Source organism: Streptomyces sp. GESEQ-4 (assembly GCF_017948455.1).
Classification (GTDB): Bacteria; Actinomycetota; Actinomycetes; order Streptomycetales; family Streptomycetaceae; genus Streptomyces.
Window position 1 is genome coordinate 1 of sequence record NZ_JAFFSU010000025.1, and the last position, 18,809, is coordinate 18,809.

The following is an 18,809-nucleotide window of genomic DNA, read 5'->3' on the forward strand; positions in this document are numbered from 1 at the left end:
CGGGCTCGTCACCCCCGGCGGATAGCGGCCGGGTGCGCCGGCCGCCCCATGCGCCCGGAGGCTCCGTTCGGCCTCGCTGCGGCGGCACGGACCAGCCATCACCGTTTGTCATGTAGGCATCAGGCACAGCTTCTCAGAGGGCCTTGACGAGGAACACGCAGGCGTCGGCCTGCTCCTGCCGTACACCGTCGGCGTCCAGGCCACGCTCCCGTGCCAGCCGCTCGGCGGTGCGCACCAGCGTGGTTCCGATGCCCTGTGAGCGAAGCGGCTCGGGCCACACCAAGAGGCCGTTGATCTCCGGGCATCCCGGCAGGGCGGCCCGCACCTCCGGCGACTCGCATCCGGTCCAGCGCACCTCCGCGTGGCCCACGGGCCTGCCGTCCAGCCACGGGATCAGATAGGTGCTGCCGCCCCCGCCTCCTGCCGCGCGAACCGGGCCCCGTGGTGGCCGTCGACGCTGTTCGACGGCATGAAGCGCTCCAGCACTTCGACGTCCTCGGCCCTGCAGGCGGCGATCTCCATGCCCCGACCGTAGGACGCGCGCACGCGCACGGCCCTCGATTTTCTCCCGCCGGGCGAGCGGAGGTCGGTAGGGGCCCGGACATGCGCTCGGCCCCCGGTTTTCCCGCCGGTGCGGGACAACGGGGGCCGTGCGCAAGGGACTTGGCTCAGTTCCAGCTGGCGTGCAGCGGCTTGCCCTCCGCGTAGCCCGCCGCGCTCTGGATGCCGAGGACGGCCTTCTCGGCGAACTCCTCCAGGGAGGCGGCGCCCGCGTAGGTGCAGGACGACCGCACACCCGCGATGATCGAGTCGATCAGGTCCTCGACGCCCGGGCGGGCCGGGTCGAGGAACATGCGGGAGGTGGAGATGCCCTCCTCGAACAGCGCCTTGCGGGCCCGGTCGTACGCCGATTCGTCGGACGTACGGTTGGCCACGGCCCGCGCGGACGCCATGCCGAACGACTCCTTGTAGAGACGGCCGTCGGCATCCTGCTGAAGGTCGCCCGGCGACTCGTACGTGCCCGCGAACCAGGACCCGACCATCACGTTGGACGCACCGGCGGCGAGCGCCATGGCGACATCGCGAGGGTGCCGGACACCGCCGTCGGCCCAGACGTGCTTGCCGTGCTTCTTCGCCTCCGCCGCGCACTCCAGGACCGCGGAGAACTGCGGCCGGCCGACCCCGGTCATCATGCGGGTGGTGCACATCGCACCCGGTCCGACACCGACCTTGACGATGTCGGCGCCGGCCTCGACGAGGTCCCTCACACCGTCCGCGGACACGACGTTGCCCGCGACGATCGGGACCTGTGGGTCGAGGGCGCGGACCAGCCTGAGCGCGCTGATCATCGACTCCTGGTGGCCGTGCGCCGTGTCGATGACGAGCGTGTCGACGCCCGCGTCGAGCAGCTGCTTGGCCTTGCCCGCGACATCGCCGTTGATCCCGACGGCGGCGGCGATCCGCAGCCTGCCCTGCGCGTCGACGGCCGGCGTGTAGAGCGTGGCGCGCAGGGCGCCCTTGCGGGTGAGGATGCCGGCGAGCCGGCCGTCGCTGTCGACCGCGGGGGCGTACCGCCGGTTGTGGTGGTCGAGGGTGTTGAAGGCCTCGCGCGGGTCCATGTCGGCGTCGAGCAGCAGCAGGTCCCGGGACATGACGATCTCGAGCTGCGTGAAGCGGTCCACTCCGGACAGGTCCGCGTCGGTGACCACACCGACCGGCCGCTGCTCCTCGTCCACGACGACACCGGCGTTGTGCGCCCGCTTCTGCAGCAGGGCCAGCGCGTCGGCGACGGTCTGGTGCGGGGCCAGCACGATCGGGGTGTCGAGGACGAGATGGCGGCTCTTCACCCAGGAGACGACCTCGGTGACCACGTCGATCGGGATGTCCTGCGGGATGACCACGAGGCCGCCGCGCCGGGCCATCGTCTCGGCCATCCGGCGCCCCGCGATCGCGGTCATGTTGGCGACGACCAGCGGGATCGTGGTGCCGGTGCCGTCCGGGGAGCTGAGGTCCACATCCTGCCGCGAACCGACCGCGCTGCGGTTCGGCACCATGAAAACGTCGTCGTACGTCAGGTCGTAGGGAACCGGAGCTGACTCCACGGGCCGACCCGTACCGGGCTCAAGGAAACGCATAAGTCTCACATTTTCACGCGAAACGGCGCAGGTCACTCCCACAAGGACACAGCAAAACGCCCCCGCGTTCGTGTGATCCTCCATGAGGTACGGGGGCTCCGGTGTCAGGCAGTGGAACCTGCCTTACCCCGAGAGCTTACCCGAACGCGCAGACGACGCCTTGGTGCTGTTCGGACCGTTGACGACCCCCCAGCCCCATGGCAACGTTTCCATCACCCAGCCCCGGCATCGAATGGAGACGTTTCCATGCGCAGGTATCCCTCCCGCCGGACGCTGGTCGGCTCCGGCCTGACGGCCGTGGCCGCGATGGCGGCCGGACCCACCGCGAGCGCGGCCGCCGCCGACGGCGACAAGGCGGCGGGCGACGCCGAGCACCGGTCCCGTGCGCTGTCCCGCGCCAGAGCCGCCTATGCCGCTCTGGAGAGACACTTCGACACGAAGGACGGCTCCGGACTGGTGCGTGAGCAGTATCCGGCGGCCTCGGGCGACCACCCGTACTCCTACGAATGGCCCTTCTCCCAGGTGCACATCGCCGCCTTGGACCTCGCGGCGGTGGACCCGGCGTACGAGTCGGAACTGACCGTCCGCGCGAAGGCCCAGGAGCACTACTGGAACGCCGGCGGAGGCACGACCGGGCTGCCCGGATACGACTCCTACCCCCGCGCCCCGTACGGCTCGGGCGGCGACTTCTTCTACGACGACAACGAATGGGTCGGCCTGGCGAAGATCCAGCGCCACCTGCAGACCGGTGACACCGCCGCGCTGACCCGCGCGAAGGAGATCTTCGCGCTCGTCAGGTCCGGCTGGGACACCGACACCTCCCACGCCGCACCCGGCGGCGTCTTCTGGACCCAGGCGACCTGGAGCCACGACCGCAACACCGTCTCCAACATGCCGGGCGCCCAGCTCGCCCTGCGCCTCCACCTGATCACCGGGGAGCGGGGCTACCTGGACTGGGCGCGGCGGTTCTACGACTGGACGAACACGCATCTCCAGAGCCCCGGCGGGCTGTACTGGGACCACCTCGACCTCAAGGGCACGATCGAGAAGACGGTCTGGTCGTACAACCAGGGCGTACCGATCGGCGTCAACGTCCTGCTCCACCGGGCGACCCGCGACCGCGTCTACCTGCGCCGGGCCGAGCGGATCGCCGAAGCCGCGTACGCCTACTACGTCACGCAGGGACGGCTGTTCAGTCAGCCGGTGTTCTTCAATTCGATCTTCTTCAAGAACCTGCTGCTCCTGGAGTCGGTGTCCGGGGACGGCAGATACCACCGCGCGATGGCCGACTACGCCGACCAGGTGTGGTCCACAATGCGCGATCCCGCGACCGGGCTGGTGCACTTCAACTCGTCCGGCGGCACCGAGGCGATCCAGCAGGCGGCCTTCGCGCAGCTGTACGCGGTGCTCGCGTGGCCCCGCGCCCTCTGGCCGACGCTCTACTGAGACTGAGACTGAGACTGAGACTGCGACCGGGACCGGGGCGGGGGGCCCAACTCCCCCGTGCCGCGGGCGATGAGCCGTACCGGCAGCACGGTCCTGCGGTAGGGGGTACCCACGCCGTTGATGCGGTCGATGAGCAGATGGGCGGCGTGGCGGCCGAGTTCCTCGGTGTCGGAGGTCACCACGGTGACCGGGGTCGGGAGCATGTCGGCGAGCTTGAAGTCGTCGAACCCGACCACCGCGACGGGCGCCCGCAGTCGCTGGCTCGCCCGCAGGACACCCTCGGTGAGGAAGCCCGTGGTCGAGAAGATCGCCGTCGGCGGTCGCTCCGACGTCAGCAGGGCGTGGGTGGCGGCGGAGGCGTCGTCCGTGGTGCCGCGCCGCAGGGTGACGACCAGGTCTTCGTCGACGGGGATGCCGCTGCGCCGCAGAGCCTTGCGGTAGCCGCGCAGTCGGCGCCCGGTCGTGTAGTACGAGGGCGCGACAAGGATCGCGATCCGGCGGTGGCCGTGGTCGATGAGGTGCTGGGTCGCCGCCGCTCCCCCGCCTTCGTTGTCGACCACGACGACGTCGGCCTCGGCGCCGGTGGCGGGCCGGTCGACGAAGACGATGGGCACCTGGTCGTGCGCGTTGACCTCGTCGAGAAAGGCGTGGTCGCCCTGGTCCGGCACGATGATGAGCCCGGCGACCCGCCGTCCGATGAGCTCGCCCACCGCGCGGCGCTCGACCTCCGGATCCTCGTCGGCGGTGCTGAGCAGCACCGCGTACCCGGCCCGGTTCGCCACGTCGACGGCCGCCTTGGCCAGGGACGCGTAGAACGGGTTGGTCAGGTCACCGAGCAGCAGTCCGACGGTCATGGAGGTCTGGCCGGGGCGGAGCGACCGCGCGATCTCGTTGCGCTGGTACCCGATGGCGTTGATGGCCGCGTTGACCCGCTCGGCCGTCTCCTCACGGACCGTTCCGATGCCGTTGACGACGCGCGACACGGTGACGACGGCGACTCCGGCCCGCTCCGCGACATCGCGCATCGTCGGCCGGGTGTTCTGGCGCTGCGTGGAACGACTGCTCACGTGGGGCGGAGACCAACTTTCATCGCCGGGGCGGCCGGGGAACGGCCCTCAGGATACGTTTCCGGGCCCGGGCGCATGCCCCGGTCAGCAGGGACGACCGGGGCTTTGCGTCCGCACGGGCAGGGCGCTAGTGCCCCAACAGGCAACGTTCGCCCCGTCGCGACGCCCGGCACGCTCCCCCAGCCTTCGGCCGGGGGGACCCCCACTCGCCGCACCGGCCGAAAGCCCAAGTACATCCGGTCCATCGACGGGGCCTTCCGGCCGGCACGCCGAGAGCACGCACCGGACGCCGCTCCTTGACGGGCAAACGTTGCCTGCCGGGGCGCTAGCCGTTGTTCTTGATCACATCATTGATCTTGTCGGTCATGGTCTGCAGTTCGGACAGCGGCTTCTTGCCCTGGACGATGTCCGGCCAGTACGCCGTGATCACGTCGCCGGCCTGGCTGGCCCACGGTGTGGTGAAGCGCACGCCCATGGTCAACGGGGCCTCCAGGTCTGTCTTGACGGTGGACGCCACGGTCGTCAGCCCGGCCTTGTCCAGGGCGTCGAAGTAGGCGTCCTGGGCGCCGGTGTAGGCGGGCACGGCCACGGGCGAGTCCGGGAGCACCTTGGTCCACACGGTGGAGTTGAGGTACGAGAGGACCTTGAAGGTGGCGTCCGCGTTCTTGGTGTACGACGGGGTGCAGATGCCCACCGCGTCGTAGAGGGTGGCCGCCTTGTCGACCTGGGGCAGGGGCGCGAAGCCGTACTTGATCTTCGGCTTGTCGGTGAGGAACCCGGCGCCCAGCCACTGACCGCTCCACAGCATCGGGATCTCTCCCGAGGCGAAAAGGGACTGCTGGCTGGAGGTGTCGTAGCCGGGAGGCGCCACGGCACCGCTCTTGATACCCGCGGCGAGTTTGCCGACGCCCTCGGTGAAGGTCGCGTCGGCGGTCACCTTCGTGGGCTGGTGGACGCTGTCGGTGAAGGGCGCGCCACCGGCGGACATGGAGTAGAGGCTGAGGCTGAAGGGCGCGTCCAGAGCCGTCATCGCGTCGGCGACCAGGCCGTACTTGGCACCCTGCTTGTGCAGCTTGTCGGCGGCCGCGTACATGTCGTCCCAGGTCCAGCCGGCGGCCGGCAGGGGTACCCCGGCTGCCTTGAACGCGTCGATGTCGTACCAGATGCCGTAGGTGTTCATCAGGGAGGGGACTCCGCCGATCTTTCCGTCGGCGGTCTTCCAGTTCTTCATCGCGGTGGGGTCGAAGCTGCCGGCCGTGAAGTCACCGGAGCCGGACAGCTTGGACGACCAGTCGGTGAGCAGACCCTGGCCGGTGTACTGCAGTTCGGTGTCGTTGCCGCACCAGAACAGATCGGGCAGCTTCTGGGCCTGGGTGAGGGAGGCGAGCTTGTCCCCGTAGTTGCCGTTGGGGGTGTCGATGCGCTTGACCGTGATGTCGGGGTCCTTGAAGCCGGCCAGGGCTTTGTCGATGAGCTTGTTGGTCGCGTTCGACTCCCAGGTCATCACGGTGACCGTGGTCTTCCCCCCGGACTCGCTTCCCGAGGAGCCGCCGCAGGCGGACGTGGCCAGCAGTCCGCCCGCCACCAGCAGGGTTCCGGCGATGTGCGCTGTTCGTTTCAACATGGCCTCCGGGTACGTGGTTCGGGTCGGCCGACCTCGGTGGGGGTCAGCGCTGGTTGACGGTGCCCAGTGCGCTCAGGCCTTGGATGAAGTAGCGCTGGGCCACGAAGAACACGGCCAGTGGGGGGAGCATGTAGAGCAGGTTCGCGGCCATGTAGAGGTTCCAGTCGGGGGTCTGGCCGGCGAACTGGCCGACGAAGGAGGCCATACCGACGCTCAGCGGCCACTTCTCGGACGAGTACAGGTAGATGAGCGGGTTCAGGTAGTCGTTCCACGAGAACTGGAAGGCCAGGATGGCCATGGTGATCCAGGCCGGCCGGGTGATGGGCAGCATGACGCTGAAGAAGATCCGGATGTGCCCCGCGCCGTCGACCTTGGCGGCCTCGTCGATGGAGTGGGGCACGGACAGGAAGTACTGGCGAGCGAGGAAGATGAACAGCGGATTGCCGCCGAGGAAGGCCGGCACGATCAGCGGCAGCCAGGTGTCGTACCAGCCGATGTCCTTGAAGAGCTGGAACAGCGGGATGATGCCCACCACCGGGGGCAGCATCATGCTGCCGACGAAGGCGTAGAACCAGAGCCTGCGGCCCGGGAAGCGGAGCCGGGCCAGGGCGTATCCCGCCATCATCGAGGTCATGACGCCACCGAGCACCGACAAGCCGGTGATGACAAGGGAGTTGAGCAGCAGGCGGGGGAAGTGGATCGCCTTCGGTCCCTCGATGAAGTTCTCGAAGTGGAACTCGTCGGGCAGCAGCCGGGGCGGGACCTGGAAGACCGCCGACTGGCCCTTCAACGCGATGGTGAGCATCCACAGGATGGGCAGGACCATCACCGACGAGATCAGCAGCGCGACGGCGTACCAGGCCGCGGTCCGTACGGTCTTCCGGGGCGGCCGGGGCGCGTCGGCGGCGGGGGTCGGTCGCGGGGACGGCGCCGGCTCCGACGCCGTCGCGACATCAGGAGTCGTGGTCACTGTAGGTCCAAATCGACGAGAAGCGGGCGGTGGCGGCGATCACGACGACGATGGCCAGGAAGAGCACCCAGACCTGGGCGGAGGCGTAGCCGAAGTCGGCGACCCGGCCGAGCGTGGGGAAGCCGTTGTTGTAGATCGACAGCATCAGGACCCTGGTGCTGAAGCCGGGCCCGCCGAGGCCGTCCGGCGAGAGGATCTTCGGCTGGTTGAAGGTCTGCAGGGCTGTCACCATCTGCAGCACGACCTGCAGCACCATGATCGGGCTGATCAGCGGCAGGGTGATCCGGAAGAACACGGTCCAGGGCCCGGCGCCGTCGAGGCGGGCCGCCTCATAGAGCTCGGTGGGCACCGCCTGGAGCGCGGCAAGGAAGATGATCATCGTGGAGCCGACACTCCAGAGCATGACGATCACGATCGACGGGATCGCCGAGCCCGTACCGGACAGCCACTCGCTGGTCGGGAGATGAAGCCACGTCAGCACCTGGTTGGCCAGGCCGACCTGCGGATTGAAGACGAACTTCCACAGCGTGATCGTGGCGACCACCGGCAGCACCACCGGAAGGTAGACCAGGGTGCGCAGGAGGCGGACGCCCCGGATACGCCGGTTGCAGAACACCGCCAGCGCCAGCCCGATGGCCAGGGACAGCGGCACGTACAGGACGACCAGCAGCAGGGTGGCCCGCACCGACGGCCAGAACGACGGGTCCGTGGTGAACATCCGGCGGAAGTTGTCGAGGCCGACGAAGGTCGGGGCGGTCAGGCCGTTGTACCGCGTCAGCGCGAAGTAGGCCGACCGGATCAGCGGGTAGACGACGAAGACCGTGAAGCCGATGAGAGCCGGCGCCATGAACGCGTAGGCGGCCCGGGTGTCCGACCCGAGTTTCCCTCGCCGGCGCCACGGGCTGCGCGGTGACGGACGCGGGGGTGGGTGCGGCTGCCGGTCCGGGATGGCTGTCACACGCGCTCACCTTCTCCTCATCTTCTCCGAGGAGTTGACGAGAACGCAGACCGGGGCGGACCCGACCGTCTGGCGGTCTCCAGCTCCTTCAAGGTAACGTTTCCATTTCCTGTTGATCACACGGTGGCGCACGTCACAGAGGGAGTCAAGAGGCGCGATGGTAACGTTTCCCGGATCAACATCCGGAACACTGTGGGCGGTTCCGGAGTCGCTGAGGACGCTCGGACGACGGCTGGCCACCGAACTGCGGGGCAGCCCGGCGGCGGACATCGTCGAGAGTTGCCTGACCAACACATGGACCACATCGATGAGTTGGGGCACTGAGCCATCTCAAGGCCCGGAGGTCTTCGTCAGAACCGGAGACATCCCGGCGATGTGGCTGCGCGACAGCACGGCCCAGGTCCGCCCCTACCTCGCCCTGGCCACGGATCCGGCGGTCGGCGACGTGCTGGCCGGCGTGTCCCGCCGCCAGATCCGCTGCGTCCTGCAGGACCCGTACGCCAACGCCTTCAACGACGGACCCACCGGCGCGCACGGCGAGCCCGGTGACCGGCCCGCACCGGGAGACTGGGTGTGGGAGCGCAAGTACGAACTCGACTCCCTCTGCGCGCCGTTGCAGCTGGCGTACGCGATCCGGCGGGCGAGCGGTCGTGAGGACCACCTCGACGACGCCTTTCACCGCGCCGCCTGGACGATCGTACGGATGTGGCGGGCGGAGCAGTCCCACGCGGATTCGCCCTACCGGTTCATCCGGCCGTCCGGTCCCTTCGCCGGTGACAGCCTTCCCCAGGGTGGCCGCGGAGACGGCGTCCGGCGGAACGGCATGACCTGGTCGGGCTTCAGGCCGAGCGACGATCGCTGCCGGCACGGCTACCTCGTCCCGGCCAACGCGCTGGCGTCCGCGACCCTGCACGGGCTGGCCGAACTGGCCTCATCCGCCCTCCGTGACACGGAACTGGCCCAGGAATCCCGCAGGCTGGCCGCCGAGATCGACGCCGGAATCCTGTCGGACGCGGTGGTCGAGGCAGGCGGCACAACCGTCCTCGCCTACGAGGTGGACGGCCTCGGCGCGGTACTGCTCGGCGACGACGCCAACCTCCCCAGTCTGCTGAGCCTCCCCCTGAGCGGCTGGTGCACCCCGGAGGACCCGCTCTATCAGGCCACCCGCACTCTGGTGCTCTCCCCGTCGAACCCGTCCTTCTTCAGCGGCCGTCACGCGTCAGGCGTCGGCAGTGCGCACACTCCGGACGGTCACGTCTGGCCGCTGGCGCTCGCCACGGCGGGCCTGACCGGCGACGAGAACGCCGCGGCACAGGCCCTGGAGACACTGGCGGCCACGACGGCCGGCACCGGCCTGATGCACGAGAGCTTCCATGTCGACGACCCCGGCCGCTACACCCGGGACTGGTTCGGCTGGGCCAACGCCATGTTCTGCGAACTCGCCCTCGACCTGTGCGGGGGCGGCGTACGGGAACTGTTCCCCGTCCACCCCCGGACGCTGCCCGCCGCGCCCACCGCGGCCGACAGGCCCGCCTGACCGGCGCCGTCGCCGTCCCCCCCACCGAGGAGCCCGCCGTGCTGCGCCTGCCCGACGCCGTCCACGTCATGACCGACGACACCCGTCCGCACACGGCGATGTCGGCCACCGAAGGCGTCTGGACGGTGCGCGGCACCCGAGTCACCGCCGAGGGGGCGGCCGGCGGACTGCGGGTGCGCGCCCGCGCGGGCGCCGAGGGCCTGTCGCGGATCGTGCTGCGCTGGCGGCACCGCACACCCGAAGACGCGCGGATCCTGGGAGACGCCTGGGAACGCGGCTACGGCGATCTTCAGTGGCGCACTCTGCAGCCGGAGCGCGCGCTGCCCTGGTACGTCCTGATCACCGGCGCATCCGGAGAGACGACGACCGGGTGGGGCGTGCGGACCGGAGCCGGTGCCCTGTGCTCCTGGACGGTCGACGAGGGTGGCGTCACCCTCTGGTCGGATGTCCGCAGCGGCGGCCTGCCGGTCCTGCCGGGTGAGCGTGTGCTGGACGTGGCCACCGTGGTGACCGCCGCGGCCCCGACACCGTTCGCCGCGCACGAGGCGCTCTGCACCGTCATGAGCCCGGACCCACTGCCCTCCACCGGCCCCGTCGTCGGCAGCAACAACTGGTACTACGCCTACGGACGTGGCTTCGGCCCGGACGCGGTGCTGCGCGACGCCCGGACGGTCGTGGAGTACGCCGACGGGCATGCCGTCCGTCCGTACTGCGTGATCGACGACGGCTGGACCGAGGGCGGCGGATCCGCGCCCGGCGGCCCCTGGGACACCGGGCTGCCGGGCGTGTTCGACGACATGGCGGACATGGCCGCCCGGATCACCGAGACCGGCGCCCGGCCCGGCCTGTGGTTCCGGCCGCTGCTCTCCCGGACCGAGAACGCCGCCGTCCGGCCCTGCATGCTGAGGGACGCCGGTTTCCCCCTCGACCCTTCCCTGGACGTCGCGCTGGAGACGGTCGCCGAGGACGTGACCCGGTTCCGGCGCTGGGGGTACGAACTGATCAAGCACGACTTCTCGACGTACGACGTGTTCGGCCGGTTCGCCGCCGGCTCCCCCGCCGAACTCGCCTCGCCGGGCTGGTCGTTGGCCGACCGGTCCGTCACGAGCGCCGAGATCCTGGTCCGCCTGTATCGCACGATCAACGAGGCCGCGGGGGACACGGTGGTGATCGGCTGCAACACGATCGGCCATCTGTCCGCGGGTCTGGTGCGGGTACATCGATCCGGCGACGACACGTCGGGCCGCAGCTGGGAGCGGACCCGGCGCATGGGCGTGAACACCCTTGCCTTCCGGCTGGCCCAGCACAACAGGTTCTTCACGGTGGACGCGGACTGCGTGCCCTGCACTCCGCGGACGGACTGGAGTCTCAACCGGCAGTTCCTCGACCTGGTGGCGCGTTCCGGCACGGCTCTGTTCGTCTCCGTGGACCCCGCCGCCCGCACCGACCGCACGGACACCGACCTGGCCGCGGCCATCAGGCTCGCACTGGACGGCGGGACACCGGGTGGCGTGGAACCGCTCGACTGGCTGTCCACCACGGCTCCTCGCCGCTGGCGGTCCGGCGCGAAGACCCTCGTCTACGACTGGGCCGAACCCTGGGGAGCGACACCTCTGGCGGTCTGAGGGGTGACCGTCCGGAACCCACGCCGGCTCAGGAGGACCCGCCGAGAGCCAGCGCCACGGTCAGTGCCGGAGCCGTGTCGGCCGCCTGTCCGAACACCTCCCGCGCGGTCTTCCACTCGCCCGGGCGCGCGACGGCGTACGGCTGCCAGTTCCGTACGACGACGAGCAGCCCCTGTTCCGCGGCGCCGTCGGGCCAGACGGTGTGGTCGGAGAGCGAGTCGGCCAGCGCGTCCCAGTTGCGGCCGAACCAGTCGGGCAACGACAGGGCACGGGCGCAGCGGTCCATCAGGCCGCCCTTGTCCGTGACCCCGTCGAGGTCCAGCGTGACCACGACTTCCGTCATCTCAGTACCGCCCTGAACGTTCGTAGTGATCACCGGTGTGATGGTCATTGTGCCGCAGGCCCGGTCCCGCGCCTCAGCGCACCGCCTTCTGCACGAGTGCGGCGATCGTCTTCTCGTGGGCGGGGGTCAGTTCCGTCACGGCGAAGGCGGTCGGCCACATCGTGCCGTCGTCGAGCGTGGCCGAGTCGTCGAAGCCGAGCGTCAGATAGCGGGACTTGAACTTGGCCGCGGCCTGCACGAAGCAGACCACCTTGCCGTTCTTGGCGTACGCGGGCATCCCGTACCAGAGCTTCGGCGCCAGCTCGGGCGCGTTCTCCTTGATGAGGGCGTGCAGCCGCTCGGCGATCACGCGGTCCGCTTCCGGCATCTCGGCGATCTTCTCGAGCACGGCGGCTTCCGCGTCGGCCTTGGTCTTGCGCTTCCCGCCGCGCACGGCCTTGAGCTCCTGAGCATGCTCCTTCATCGCGGCCCGCTCTTCGTCCGTGAAGCCGTCGTACGACGTGGCGGCCGTGCTCTTGGCGGACTTCTCTGCGTTCGGCATGACGGGCATCCTTCTGCGCGATCGGCTGGGAACACCCTCGATGCTAGGAAGCCGCGGCGGCATCGGCTTCTTGAAAACTGACCGATGCTGCCACGGCTCTCCCGTCACACCCTGCTCTGAAGGGCCGTCAGGGCCCGTCGGGGTCCGCCCGGTTGAGCGCGGGCCGCGGTGTCGAGCCCGTCGTCATCAGGTGGTCGGCCGCGGACGTGTCCGTCACCAGGCTCGTGACGAGCCCCGACCGCAGCACCGCGTCGATCGCGCCCGCCTTCCGCGCTCCGCCGGCGATCGCGACGACTTCGGGGATACGGCGGAGCTGGTCGGCCTTGACCGTGATGCACCGCTCGCCCAGGTCCCGTCCGACCCGGCGGCCCTCGGAGTCGAAGAGGTGCGCGGACGTCTCGGCGGCGACACCGAGGGACGAGTAGTGCGCCCGCTCCTCGTCGCTGAGCATGTCGTACACCGTCGAGATGCCCGGCTCCCAGGAGCCGATGGAGACACAGGCGACCGTGACCTTGTCGAAGTACTCGAAGGCCCGCGCGATCCCGGTCTGGTTGCGCAGGGCGGCCGCGGTGGCCACGTCCGGCAGCAGCATGGGCGCGTAGATGGGGTGGGCGTCGCCGCCGGACACCTGGGCGGCCCGCCGCACGGCCTCCACCGAACCGCGCTCCGCGGTCCCGGCGTCGTACACGCCCGTCAACTGCACCACCGTGCACGGCGGCAGCCGGTCGAGGGCCGCGGCCATGTGGATGGTGGAGCGGCCCCAGGCCAGACCGAGCACATCGCCCTCGTTGACGAGTTCGCCGAGCAGGTCGGCGGCCACCTCACCGAGGTTCTCGGGGTCGGGCGAGTCCTCGGCCTCGGCCGGGGACTCGACCACGACGGCATGCCTGAGGCCGTAGCGGGCGCGCAGCGCGTCGGAGCGCTCGGCGTCCAGTTCGGCCGGGACGCGGATCTCGATCCGTACGAGATCCCGTTCGAGAGCGGTCTCCAGGACCCGGGCCACCTTGAAGCGGCTGACGCCGAACTCCTCGGCGATCTGGATCTTGGATTTGCCCTCGAGGTAGAAGCGGCGGGCCATGGCCGCCGCCTGCACCAGCTCAGCGGGTCCCATCCGCATGGCTGACCGGCCCGCCGACATTGCCGACACGGCGCTCTCCTCACTGCTGTTCACACTCTGGATTCGCTGTTCATCCTTGCAGATCCGGCCCACTTGATCCGCCCGGAAGGGCGCCGTTCACGTTCCCTTGGCTCAGTGGTCGCACGCCCAGGACGCGACGGCCGTGGCCGCCTGAGCCTGGGTGCGCAGTGCACGTACCGCGTCGGCCGGATCGGCGGCCCCGTACACCGCCGAGCCCGCCACGAAGACATCTGCTCCGGCCTCCGCGCACCGCTCGATCGTGGCCGCCGAGACTCCACCGTCGACCTGGAGCCACAGCTCCAGGCCGTGCTTGCTGATCAACTCGCGGGTGCGGCGAATCTTCGGAAGCATGATGTCGAGGAACGCCTGGCCACCGAAGCCCGGCTCGACCGTCATGATCAGCAGCATGTCGAGCTCGGGGAGCAGATCCTCGTACGGCTCGATGGGCGTCGCCGGCTTGAGCGCCATGGAGGCACGGGCACCCTTGGCCCGGATCTCCCGGGCCAGCCGCACCGGAGCGGAGGCCGCCTCGATATGGAACGTGACGGAACCGGCACCCGCTTCGACGTACTGAGGCGCCCACCGATCAGGGTCCTCGATCATCAGATGGCAGTCCAGCGGGGTGTCCGTCGCACGGGCCAACGACTCTACGACCGGCACGCCGAGCGTGAGGTTCGGAACGAAATGGTTGTCCATGACGTCGACGTGGAGCCAGTCGGCCCCGTCGACCGCCTTCGACTCCTCGGCGAGCCGGGCGAAGTCGGCGGACAGGATGCTGGGGTTGATCTGCACGGCCATGACCCAAGCCTCCCATGTCCGGGCACGAATGTTCGCCTCGGTCCGTACCTAAGACGTTCATCGGATGTTCCGCGAGGGCCGGGCGTGCCATGCTGGGCCGCCCACCGGCTCCACGGGCGGCTGCGGGGGTGGCCATGACGGGGACCAGTTCCGAGACGAAGTCCGAGATCACGACGGGCACCAAGGGCATCGCACACCTGGTGTGCGGCCGCCGCGCCAAGTGGGTCGTGCTGGTGCTGTGGCTGGCGGTGCTCTTTCTGGCGGCGCCCTTCGCGCAGAAGCTCACCGACGCCCAGGACAACGACGCGGCCTCCTGGCTGCCCGGGTCCGCCGAATCGACCCAAGTCCTGGAGATCTCTGAGGACTTCAGGCCCGAGACGATCCCGGCGATCGTCATCTACGCCCGCGAGAGCGGCCTGACCGCGCAGGACCGGGCGCAGATCACCGAGGACGTGCGGCAGCTCAAGCAGCTCACCGACCACGGCATCCGAGGCGCCGAGACCCGCGGCCCGACCTTCGACCGCGAGACCGACCCCAGGGCCGCCCAGGTCTACGTCCCGATCACCATGGACGAGAAGGGCTGGGAGCGCATCGCGCCCGCGGTCGACGCGATCCGGGACGAGGTCGGGGAGGGCGGCGACGGGCTCGCCGTGCACATCACCGGCCCGGGCGGCACGTCCGCCGACTTCTCCGAGGCCTTCGAGGGCATCGACTCGACGCTGCTGGTGTCCGCGATGGGCGTCGTCATCATCATGCTGCTGCTGACGTACCGCAGCCCCTCGCTTCTGCTGATCCCGCTGCTCTCCGTGATCGCCGCCCTGTTCACGGCACAGGCCCTGATCTACTTCCTCGCCGAGAACGCGGGCCTGACGGTGAACGGCCAAAGTGCGGGCATCCTCACCGTGCTCGTCTTCGGCGCGGGGACGGACTATGCCCTGCTGCTGGTCGCCCGCTACCGGGAAGAGCTGCGCCGCCATGAGGACCGGCACGAGGCGATGGCCCTGGCTCTGCACCGCGCCGGGCCCGCGGTGATCGCGTCCGGCGCCACGGTCGTACTGAGCATGCTGGTGCTGCTGGCCGCCGAGATGAACTCGACCCGCGGCCTCGGCCCGGTCGCCGCGATCGGCGTCGCCGTGGCGCTGCTGGCGATGATGTCGCTGTTCCCGGCCCTGCTGGTGATCTTCGGCCGCTGGATCTTCTGGCCGGTGATCCCGCACCACGGCTCCCCCGACCCGACCGAGCGGGGCGTCTGGGCCCGCATGGGACGCCGTATGGCCCACCGTCCACGCATGATCTGGGGCGTGACCGCGCTGATCCTGGCGGTCTGCTCGCTCGGCCTGATCCAGCTGCGCGCCGAGGGCATCAGCAACGCGGACGCGTTCACCGGCACCCCGGACTCGATCACCGGCCAGGAGGTCTCGGAGCGCTACTTCCCGGCGGGCAGCGGCGATCCGCTCGTCATCGTCAGCAACCAGGCGCAGGCCCAGCAGGTGGGCCAGGCGGTCGCCGCGACCGAGGGCGTCGTCCCCGAGTCGCTGGGCCTGCCACCGGGCACGAAACCGTCGTTCGAGGGCAAGGTCCTCTTCGAGGCCACGATGACCGACGCGGCCGACAGCGAGGCCGCGAAACAGACGGTCGAGCGGGTCCGCGACGCCGTGCACGCGGTGCCGGACGCCGACGCCCAGGTGGGCGGCGGTACGGCGGCCCTGCTGGACATGGACGAGGCGACCACGCACGACAACATCCTGATCATCCCGCTGGTGCTGGTGGTCGTGCTGCTGATCCTCTGTGTCCTGCTGCGCGCCCTGATCGCCCCGCTGCTGCTGATCGGGACGGTGATCCTGTCGTTCGCGGCGGCCCTCGGCATCAGCGCCCTGGCCTTCCGGTACGTCTTCGACTACGCGGGCGAGTCGACGGACTTCCCGCTGTTCGTCTTCGTCTTCCTGGTGGCCCTGGGCATCGACTACAACATCTTCCTGACCACCCGCATCCGCGAGGAGGCGGCCCGCCAGGGCACCCGACCAGGCGTGATCACGGGCCTCGCGGCGACTGGCGCGGTCATCACCTCCGCCGGCCTGGTCCTGGCCGGCACCTTCGCCGCCCTCGGCACGCTCCCGATGGTCGCCTTCGCGGAGATCGGCTTCACGGTCGCCCTCGGTGTCCTGCTGGACACCTTCATCGTCCGCTCGATCCTGGTCACGTCCCTCTTCCTGGACGTGGGCCCGAAGGTCTGGTGGCCGCACCGGCTGGCGAAGGAGGACGGACAGGCCATGGCCCGCGATCCCGCTGTAGGATCTGATTCGGAACAGCCAATTCCGCGGGGGTGACCTGGGCTTTTGCCGGTTGTCTCACTTAGTGGTGATCGTGCCGATCGCCCGCGAGATGGCCGAGATGGACTACCAGTCGTACGCGCCGTTCCACATGGACGCGACGGAGACAGCTGACACCTTCCGCCTGACCCCACCGACCTCGACTCCGCCGTCCGCAACGAGGTCGGCTGAACTCCCACCGCCTCGGCACGGCAGGCACTTGAACCGCGGCGGCGTCGGGACAGAACATGTACGCCACAAGAAGGCGTCGAAATATCGGACACGAGGTGGATCACCGGAGATGAACAGCACTGGATCGGTGACCGACCTGGCGCCCGGGGCGTTCGCCGTCGATTCCAGGGTCCCGGTTGCCGCACCGCGAGGATTCGATGCCTTCCGTCGTGAATGGCAGACGCAGATCGGCGATGTCTTCCCCCTGCCGGCCTTCAGCCCGGCCACGATCGCCGACTTCCGGCTCAAGGGATCCGTCGCCCGGGTGCGCGATGTGGTGATCGCTGATCTCCACATGGCGTCGGCCACCCGGATCGCGGACCCCGCGGGCGGCGATCGGGACCTGGTGGAGATCCACGTACTGCGGCGCGGCGCATGGACGTTGGGCGGCCTGCCCGATCGCGACGAGCACACCGTATCGACCGGGCAGTTCCTGTTCCGGCACTTCGGGCGGCAGATGCCCTTCGAGACGGCGCCGCACACCACGGCGCAGTTCCTTTTCCTGCCCTCCGCGACGCTCAGATCCCTGCTCGGGAACCGGACTGTCATCGGGCCGGCGGACTCGGCCGAGATGCGCCTGCTGACGGCCCACACGAACATGATCCTGAAGACGGCCACCGACCTCGGCCCAGCCGGTGTGTACGCCGCGCACAGCACCCTGATCGAACTGGCCAAGGCGGTGGCGGTGGGTCGCTTCGACGACGTGGAACCACAGTTGGCTCCCGCACTCACCCGGGCCGCGAAGGACCTCGCCAACAGCCATCTCGCCCATCCCGAGCTGTCCCCGACGATGCTGGCACGCGAGCTCAACGTCTCTGTACGCACCCTGCAGCGGGCATTCGCCACGGTAGGAGAGTCGGTGATCGCCTACATCCGCCACCGGCGGCTGGAAGAAGCCCGGCTCGCCCTCACATCGCCGTCCGGCCGGTGGAGCATCTCGGAACTCGCCGCCCACTGGCACTTCGCCGACAGCAGCCACTTCATCCGCGCCTTCAAGAAACACTACGGTCAAACGCCCGCCGAATATGCCCGCTCGACCGGTCGGCCGCACGCTGAAACGGACCTGAAGCAGGGCCCGACGCATGAACTGACCGCTCGGCCGAGCTCTGGAGAACTCACGGGATATCGCGCTTAGGCGCTTGAGTCTCCAGCCGCCGGAGGGTTCAGGATCTTACTCATGGACGACGAACGCCCCCACTTGCTCACCATTGGCCGGCTCGCGCACCGCACCGGACTTCCGGTGCGTACCCTGCGCTTCTGGTCGGACGAGGGGGCGGTGCCGCCTGTGGCCCGCTCCGCGGGCCGCTACCGGTTGTACGACGCCGAGTCCGTGGCCCGCGTCGAGCTGGTCCGCACCCTGCGGGAGCTGGGCCTCGGGCTCGACGACGTGTGCCGCGTCCTGAGCGGCAGCACCACGGTCGCCGAGGTCGCCGACGCGCATGTGGCCGCGCTCGACGCGCAGATCCGCTCACTCAAGGTGAGCCGGGCCGTCCTGTCCACCGTGGCGAAACGGGGTTCGACCGTTGAGGAGACAGCACTGATGAACCGGTTGGCGCGGCTTTCCGCCGCCGAGCGCAAACAGATCATCGACGAGTTCAAGGAGGAGGTGTTCGGCGGCCTCGACGACCCCCGCCTGCGCGACCGCATGCGCACCTTCAGCATCGAATTGCCCGACGATCCCACACCTGAGCAGGTCGACGCCTGGATCGAACTGGCCGAACTGGTGCGGGACCCCGACTTCCGCGCCAGGTTGCGCACATGGATGGAGCTCAACACGCCCGTACCGGGGCAGAGCCGTCCCCCCGGGGCGTCCATCTGGTGGGCCAGGCAGATCGTGCAGACCGTCGCGGAGGTCAGAAAAGGCGGAGTCGCTCCCGAGGGGCCGGCAGCAGCCGAGGTGCTGTCCGAGCTGTTCGGTGACGCCGATCGGGCCGCCGTGCTGCGCAGCCTGGAAGCCGGGATCGAGGCAGGAGCGGAGCACTACCGCAGGCTCGTCGCCCGTGTGCGCGGGCAGGATTCGTCGCCCGACGCGACCGAGGAGCTGGAATGGCTGGCGCGGGCCCTGCGCGCCGCGGATCAGACCTGAC

Annotated in this window: 17 protein-coding genes; 6 read left to right on the forward strand and 11 right to left on the reverse strand. The window is 69.7% G+C overall.

Annotated elements, in window-relative coordinates; genetic code table 11:
* Positions 1–133: 133 nt before the first annotated feature.
* The 3 genes from KCH48_RS43270 to KCH48_RS33550 all read right to left on the reverse strand — a co-directional run bounded on the left by KCH48_RS43270 (position 134) and on the right by KCH48_RS33550 (position 2,135).
* Positions 134–370, reverse strand: a complete 237-nt coding sequence (locus KCH48_RS43270) for a GNAT family N-acetyltransferase (protein ID WP_307841021.1) — start codon at positions 368–370, stop codon at positions 134–136.
* Positions 371–393: 23 nt separating this feature from the next.
* Positions 394–522: a hypothetical protein gene (locus tag KCH48_RS43275; RefSeq protein WP_307841022.1), complete on the reverse strand. Its 129-nt coding sequence runs from the start codon at positions 520–522 to the stop codon at positions 394–396.
* 146 nt (positions 523–668) lie between these two features.
* A complete protein-coding gene (locus tag KCH48_RS33550; protein WP_210580279.1) occupies positions 669–2,135 on the reverse strand; it encodes a GuaB1 family IMP dehydrogenase-related protein in 1,467 nt (488 codons plus the stop codon).
* Positions 2,136–2,381: 246 nt separating this feature from the next.
* Here KCH48_RS33550 and KCH48_RS33555 point away from each other — a divergent pair, with 246 nt between their 5' ends.
* Positions 2,382–3,581, forward strand: coding sequence for a glycoside hydrolase family 76 protein (locus KCH48_RS33555; RefSeq protein WP_210580281.1), 1,200 nt, complete (start codon positions 2,382–2,384; stop codon positions 3,579–3,581).
* On the opposite strand, the gene KCH48_RS33560 is transcribed toward KCH48_RS33555, so the two are convergent.
* The 4 genes from KCH48_RS33560 to KCH48_RS33575 form a co-directional block, all read right to left on the reverse strand.
* Positions 3,575–4,648, reverse strand: a complete 1,074-nt coding sequence (locus tag KCH48_RS33560; RefSeq protein WP_307841023.1) for a LacI family DNA-binding transcriptional regulator — start codon at positions 4,646–4,648, stop codon at positions 3,575–3,577. The genes KCH48_RS33555 and KCH48_RS33560 overlap by 7 nt on opposite strands.
* A gap of 325 nt (positions 4,649–4,973) precedes the next feature.
* Positions 4,974–6,272 carry an ABC transporter substrate-binding protein gene (locus KCH48_RS33565; protein WP_246886271.1) on the reverse strand — a complete coding sequence of 433 codons (1,299 nt, stop codon included), beginning with the start codon at positions 6,270–6,272 and terminating at the stop codon, positions 4,974–4,976.
* Between the two features lie 43 nt (positions 6,273–6,315).
* Entirely contained in the window at positions 6,316–7,242 is a 927-nt protein-coding gene (locus KCH48_RS43280) for a carbohydrate ABC transporter permease (RefSeq protein ID WP_210580283.1), read from the reverse strand.
* Entirely contained in the window at positions 7,226–8,200 is a 975-nt protein-coding gene (locus KCH48_RS33575; protein ID WP_307841024.1) for a sugar ABC transporter permease, read from the reverse strand. The genes KCH48_RS43280 and KCH48_RS33575 overlap by 17 nt, the downstream gene beginning before the upstream one ends.
* 157 nt (positions 8,201–8,357) lie before the next feature.
* On the opposite strand from KCH48_RS33575, the gene KCH48_RS33580 reads away from it, so the two are divergent.
* Positions 8,358–9,737: a glycoside hydrolase family 125 protein gene (locus KCH48_RS33580; protein WP_246886272.1), complete on the forward strand. Its 1,380-nt coding sequence runs from the start codon at positions 8,358–8,360 to the stop codon at positions 9,735–9,737.
* Between the two features lie 38 nt (positions 9,738–9,775).
* On the forward strand, positions 9,776–11,362 hold the full coding sequence (locus KCH48_RS33585) for a hypothetical protein (protein ID WP_307841025.1): 1,587 nt from the start codon (positions 9,776–9,778) through the stop codon (positions 11,360–11,362).
* A 28-nt stretch (positions 11,363–11,390) separates the two neighbouring features.
* Here KCH48_RS33585 and KCH48_RS33590 read toward each other — a convergent pair whose 3' ends face one another.
* The 4 genes from KCH48_RS33590 to rpe all read right to left on the reverse strand — a co-directional run bounded on the left by KCH48_RS33590 (position 11,391) and on the right by rpe (position 14,182).
* Positions 11,391–11,705: a barstar family protein gene (locus KCH48_RS33590; RefSeq protein ID WP_210580285.1), complete on the reverse strand. Its 315-nt coding sequence runs from the start codon at positions 11,703–11,705 to the stop codon at positions 11,391–11,393.
* Positions 11,706–11,778: 73 nt separating this feature from the next.
* Entirely contained in the window at positions 11,779–12,246 is a 468-nt protein-coding gene (locus tag KCH48_RS33595; RefSeq protein ID WP_210580293.1) for an iron chaperone, read from the reverse strand.
* 127 nt (positions 12,247–12,373) lie between these two features.
* On the reverse strand, positions 12,374–13,417 hold the full coding sequence (locus tag KCH48_RS33600) for a sugar-binding transcriptional regulator (RefSeq protein WP_210580296.1): 1,044 nt from the start codon (positions 13,415–13,417) through the stop codon (positions 12,374–12,376).
* Positions 13,418–13,495: 78 nt separating this feature from the next.
* Positions 13,496–14,182: a ribulose-phosphate 3-epimerase gene (gene rpe / locus KCH48_RS33605; protein ID WP_210580298.1), complete on the reverse strand. Its 687-nt coding sequence runs from the start codon at positions 14,180–14,182 to the stop codon at positions 13,496–13,498.
* Between the two features lie 134 nt (positions 14,183–14,316).
* Here rpe and KCH48_RS33610 point away from each other — a divergent pair, with 134 nt between their 5' ends.
* The 3 genes from KCH48_RS33610 to KCH48_RS33620 all read left to right on the forward strand — a co-directional run bounded on the left by KCH48_RS33610 (position 14,317) and on the right by KCH48_RS33620 (position 18,808).
* The gene (locus tag KCH48_RS33610; RefSeq protein WP_246886273.1) at positions 14,317–16,509 is read left to right on the forward strand and encodes an MMPL family transporter; all 2,193 of its coding nucleotides are present in this window, start codon (positions 14,317–14,319) and stop codon (positions 16,507–16,509) included.
* Between the two features lie 301 nt (positions 16,510–16,810).
* Entirely contained in the window at positions 16,811–17,857 is a 1,047-nt protein-coding gene (locus tag KCH48_RS42570; protein ID WP_307841026.1) for a helix-turn-helix domain-containing protein, read from the forward strand.
* 42 nt (positions 17,858–17,899) lie between these two features.
* Positions 17,900–18,808 carry a MerR family transcriptional regulator gene (locus KCH48_RS33620; RefSeq protein ID WP_210580301.1) on the forward strand — a complete coding sequence of 303 codons (909 nt, stop codon included), beginning with the start codon at positions 17,900–17,902 and terminating at the stop codon, positions 18,806–18,808.
* Position 18,809 lies beyond the last annotated feature (1 nt).

Coding starts and splice junctions, on each gene's coding strand:
- rpe (WP_210580298.1), bottom strand. CDS start 14,182: ATGGCCGTGCAGATCAACCCCAGCATCCTGTCCGCCGACTTCGCCCGG.
- KCH48_RS33595 (WP_210580293.1), bottom strand. CDS start 12,246: ATGCCGAACGCAGAGAAGTCCGCCAAGAGCACGGCCGCCACGTCGTAC.
- KCH48_RS33550 (WP_210580279.1), bottom strand. CDS start 2,135: ATGCGTTTCCTTGAGCCCGGTACGGGTCGGCCCGTGGAGTCAGCTCCG.
- KCH48_RS33565 (WP_246886271.1), bottom strand. CDS start 6,272: ATGTTGAAACGAACAGCGCACATCGCCGGAACCCTGCTGGTGGCGGGC.
- KCH48_RS43275 (WP_307841022.1), bottom strand. CDS start 522: ATGGAGATCGCCGCCTGCAGGGCCGAGGACGTCGAAGTGCTGGAGCGC.
- KCH48_RS33610 (WP_246886273.1), top strand. CDS start 14,317: ATGACGGGGACCAGTTCCGAGACGAAGTCCGAGATCACGACGGGCACC.
- KCH48_RS33555 (WP_210580281.1), top strand. CDS start 2,382: ATGCGCAGGTATCCCTCCCGCCGGACGCTGGTCGGCTCCGGCCTGACG.
- KCH48_RS33620 (WP_210580301.1), top strand. CDS start 17,900: ATGGACGACGAACGCCCCCACTTGCTCACCATTGGCCGGCTCGCGCAC.
- KCH48_RS33590 (WP_210580285.1), bottom strand. CDS start 11,705: ATGACGGAAGTCGTGGTCACGCTGGACCTCGACGGGGTCACGGACAAG.
- KCH48_RS33580 (WP_246886272.1), top strand. CDS start 8,358: ATGGTAACGTTTCCCGGATCAACATCCGGAACACTGTGGGCGGTTCCG.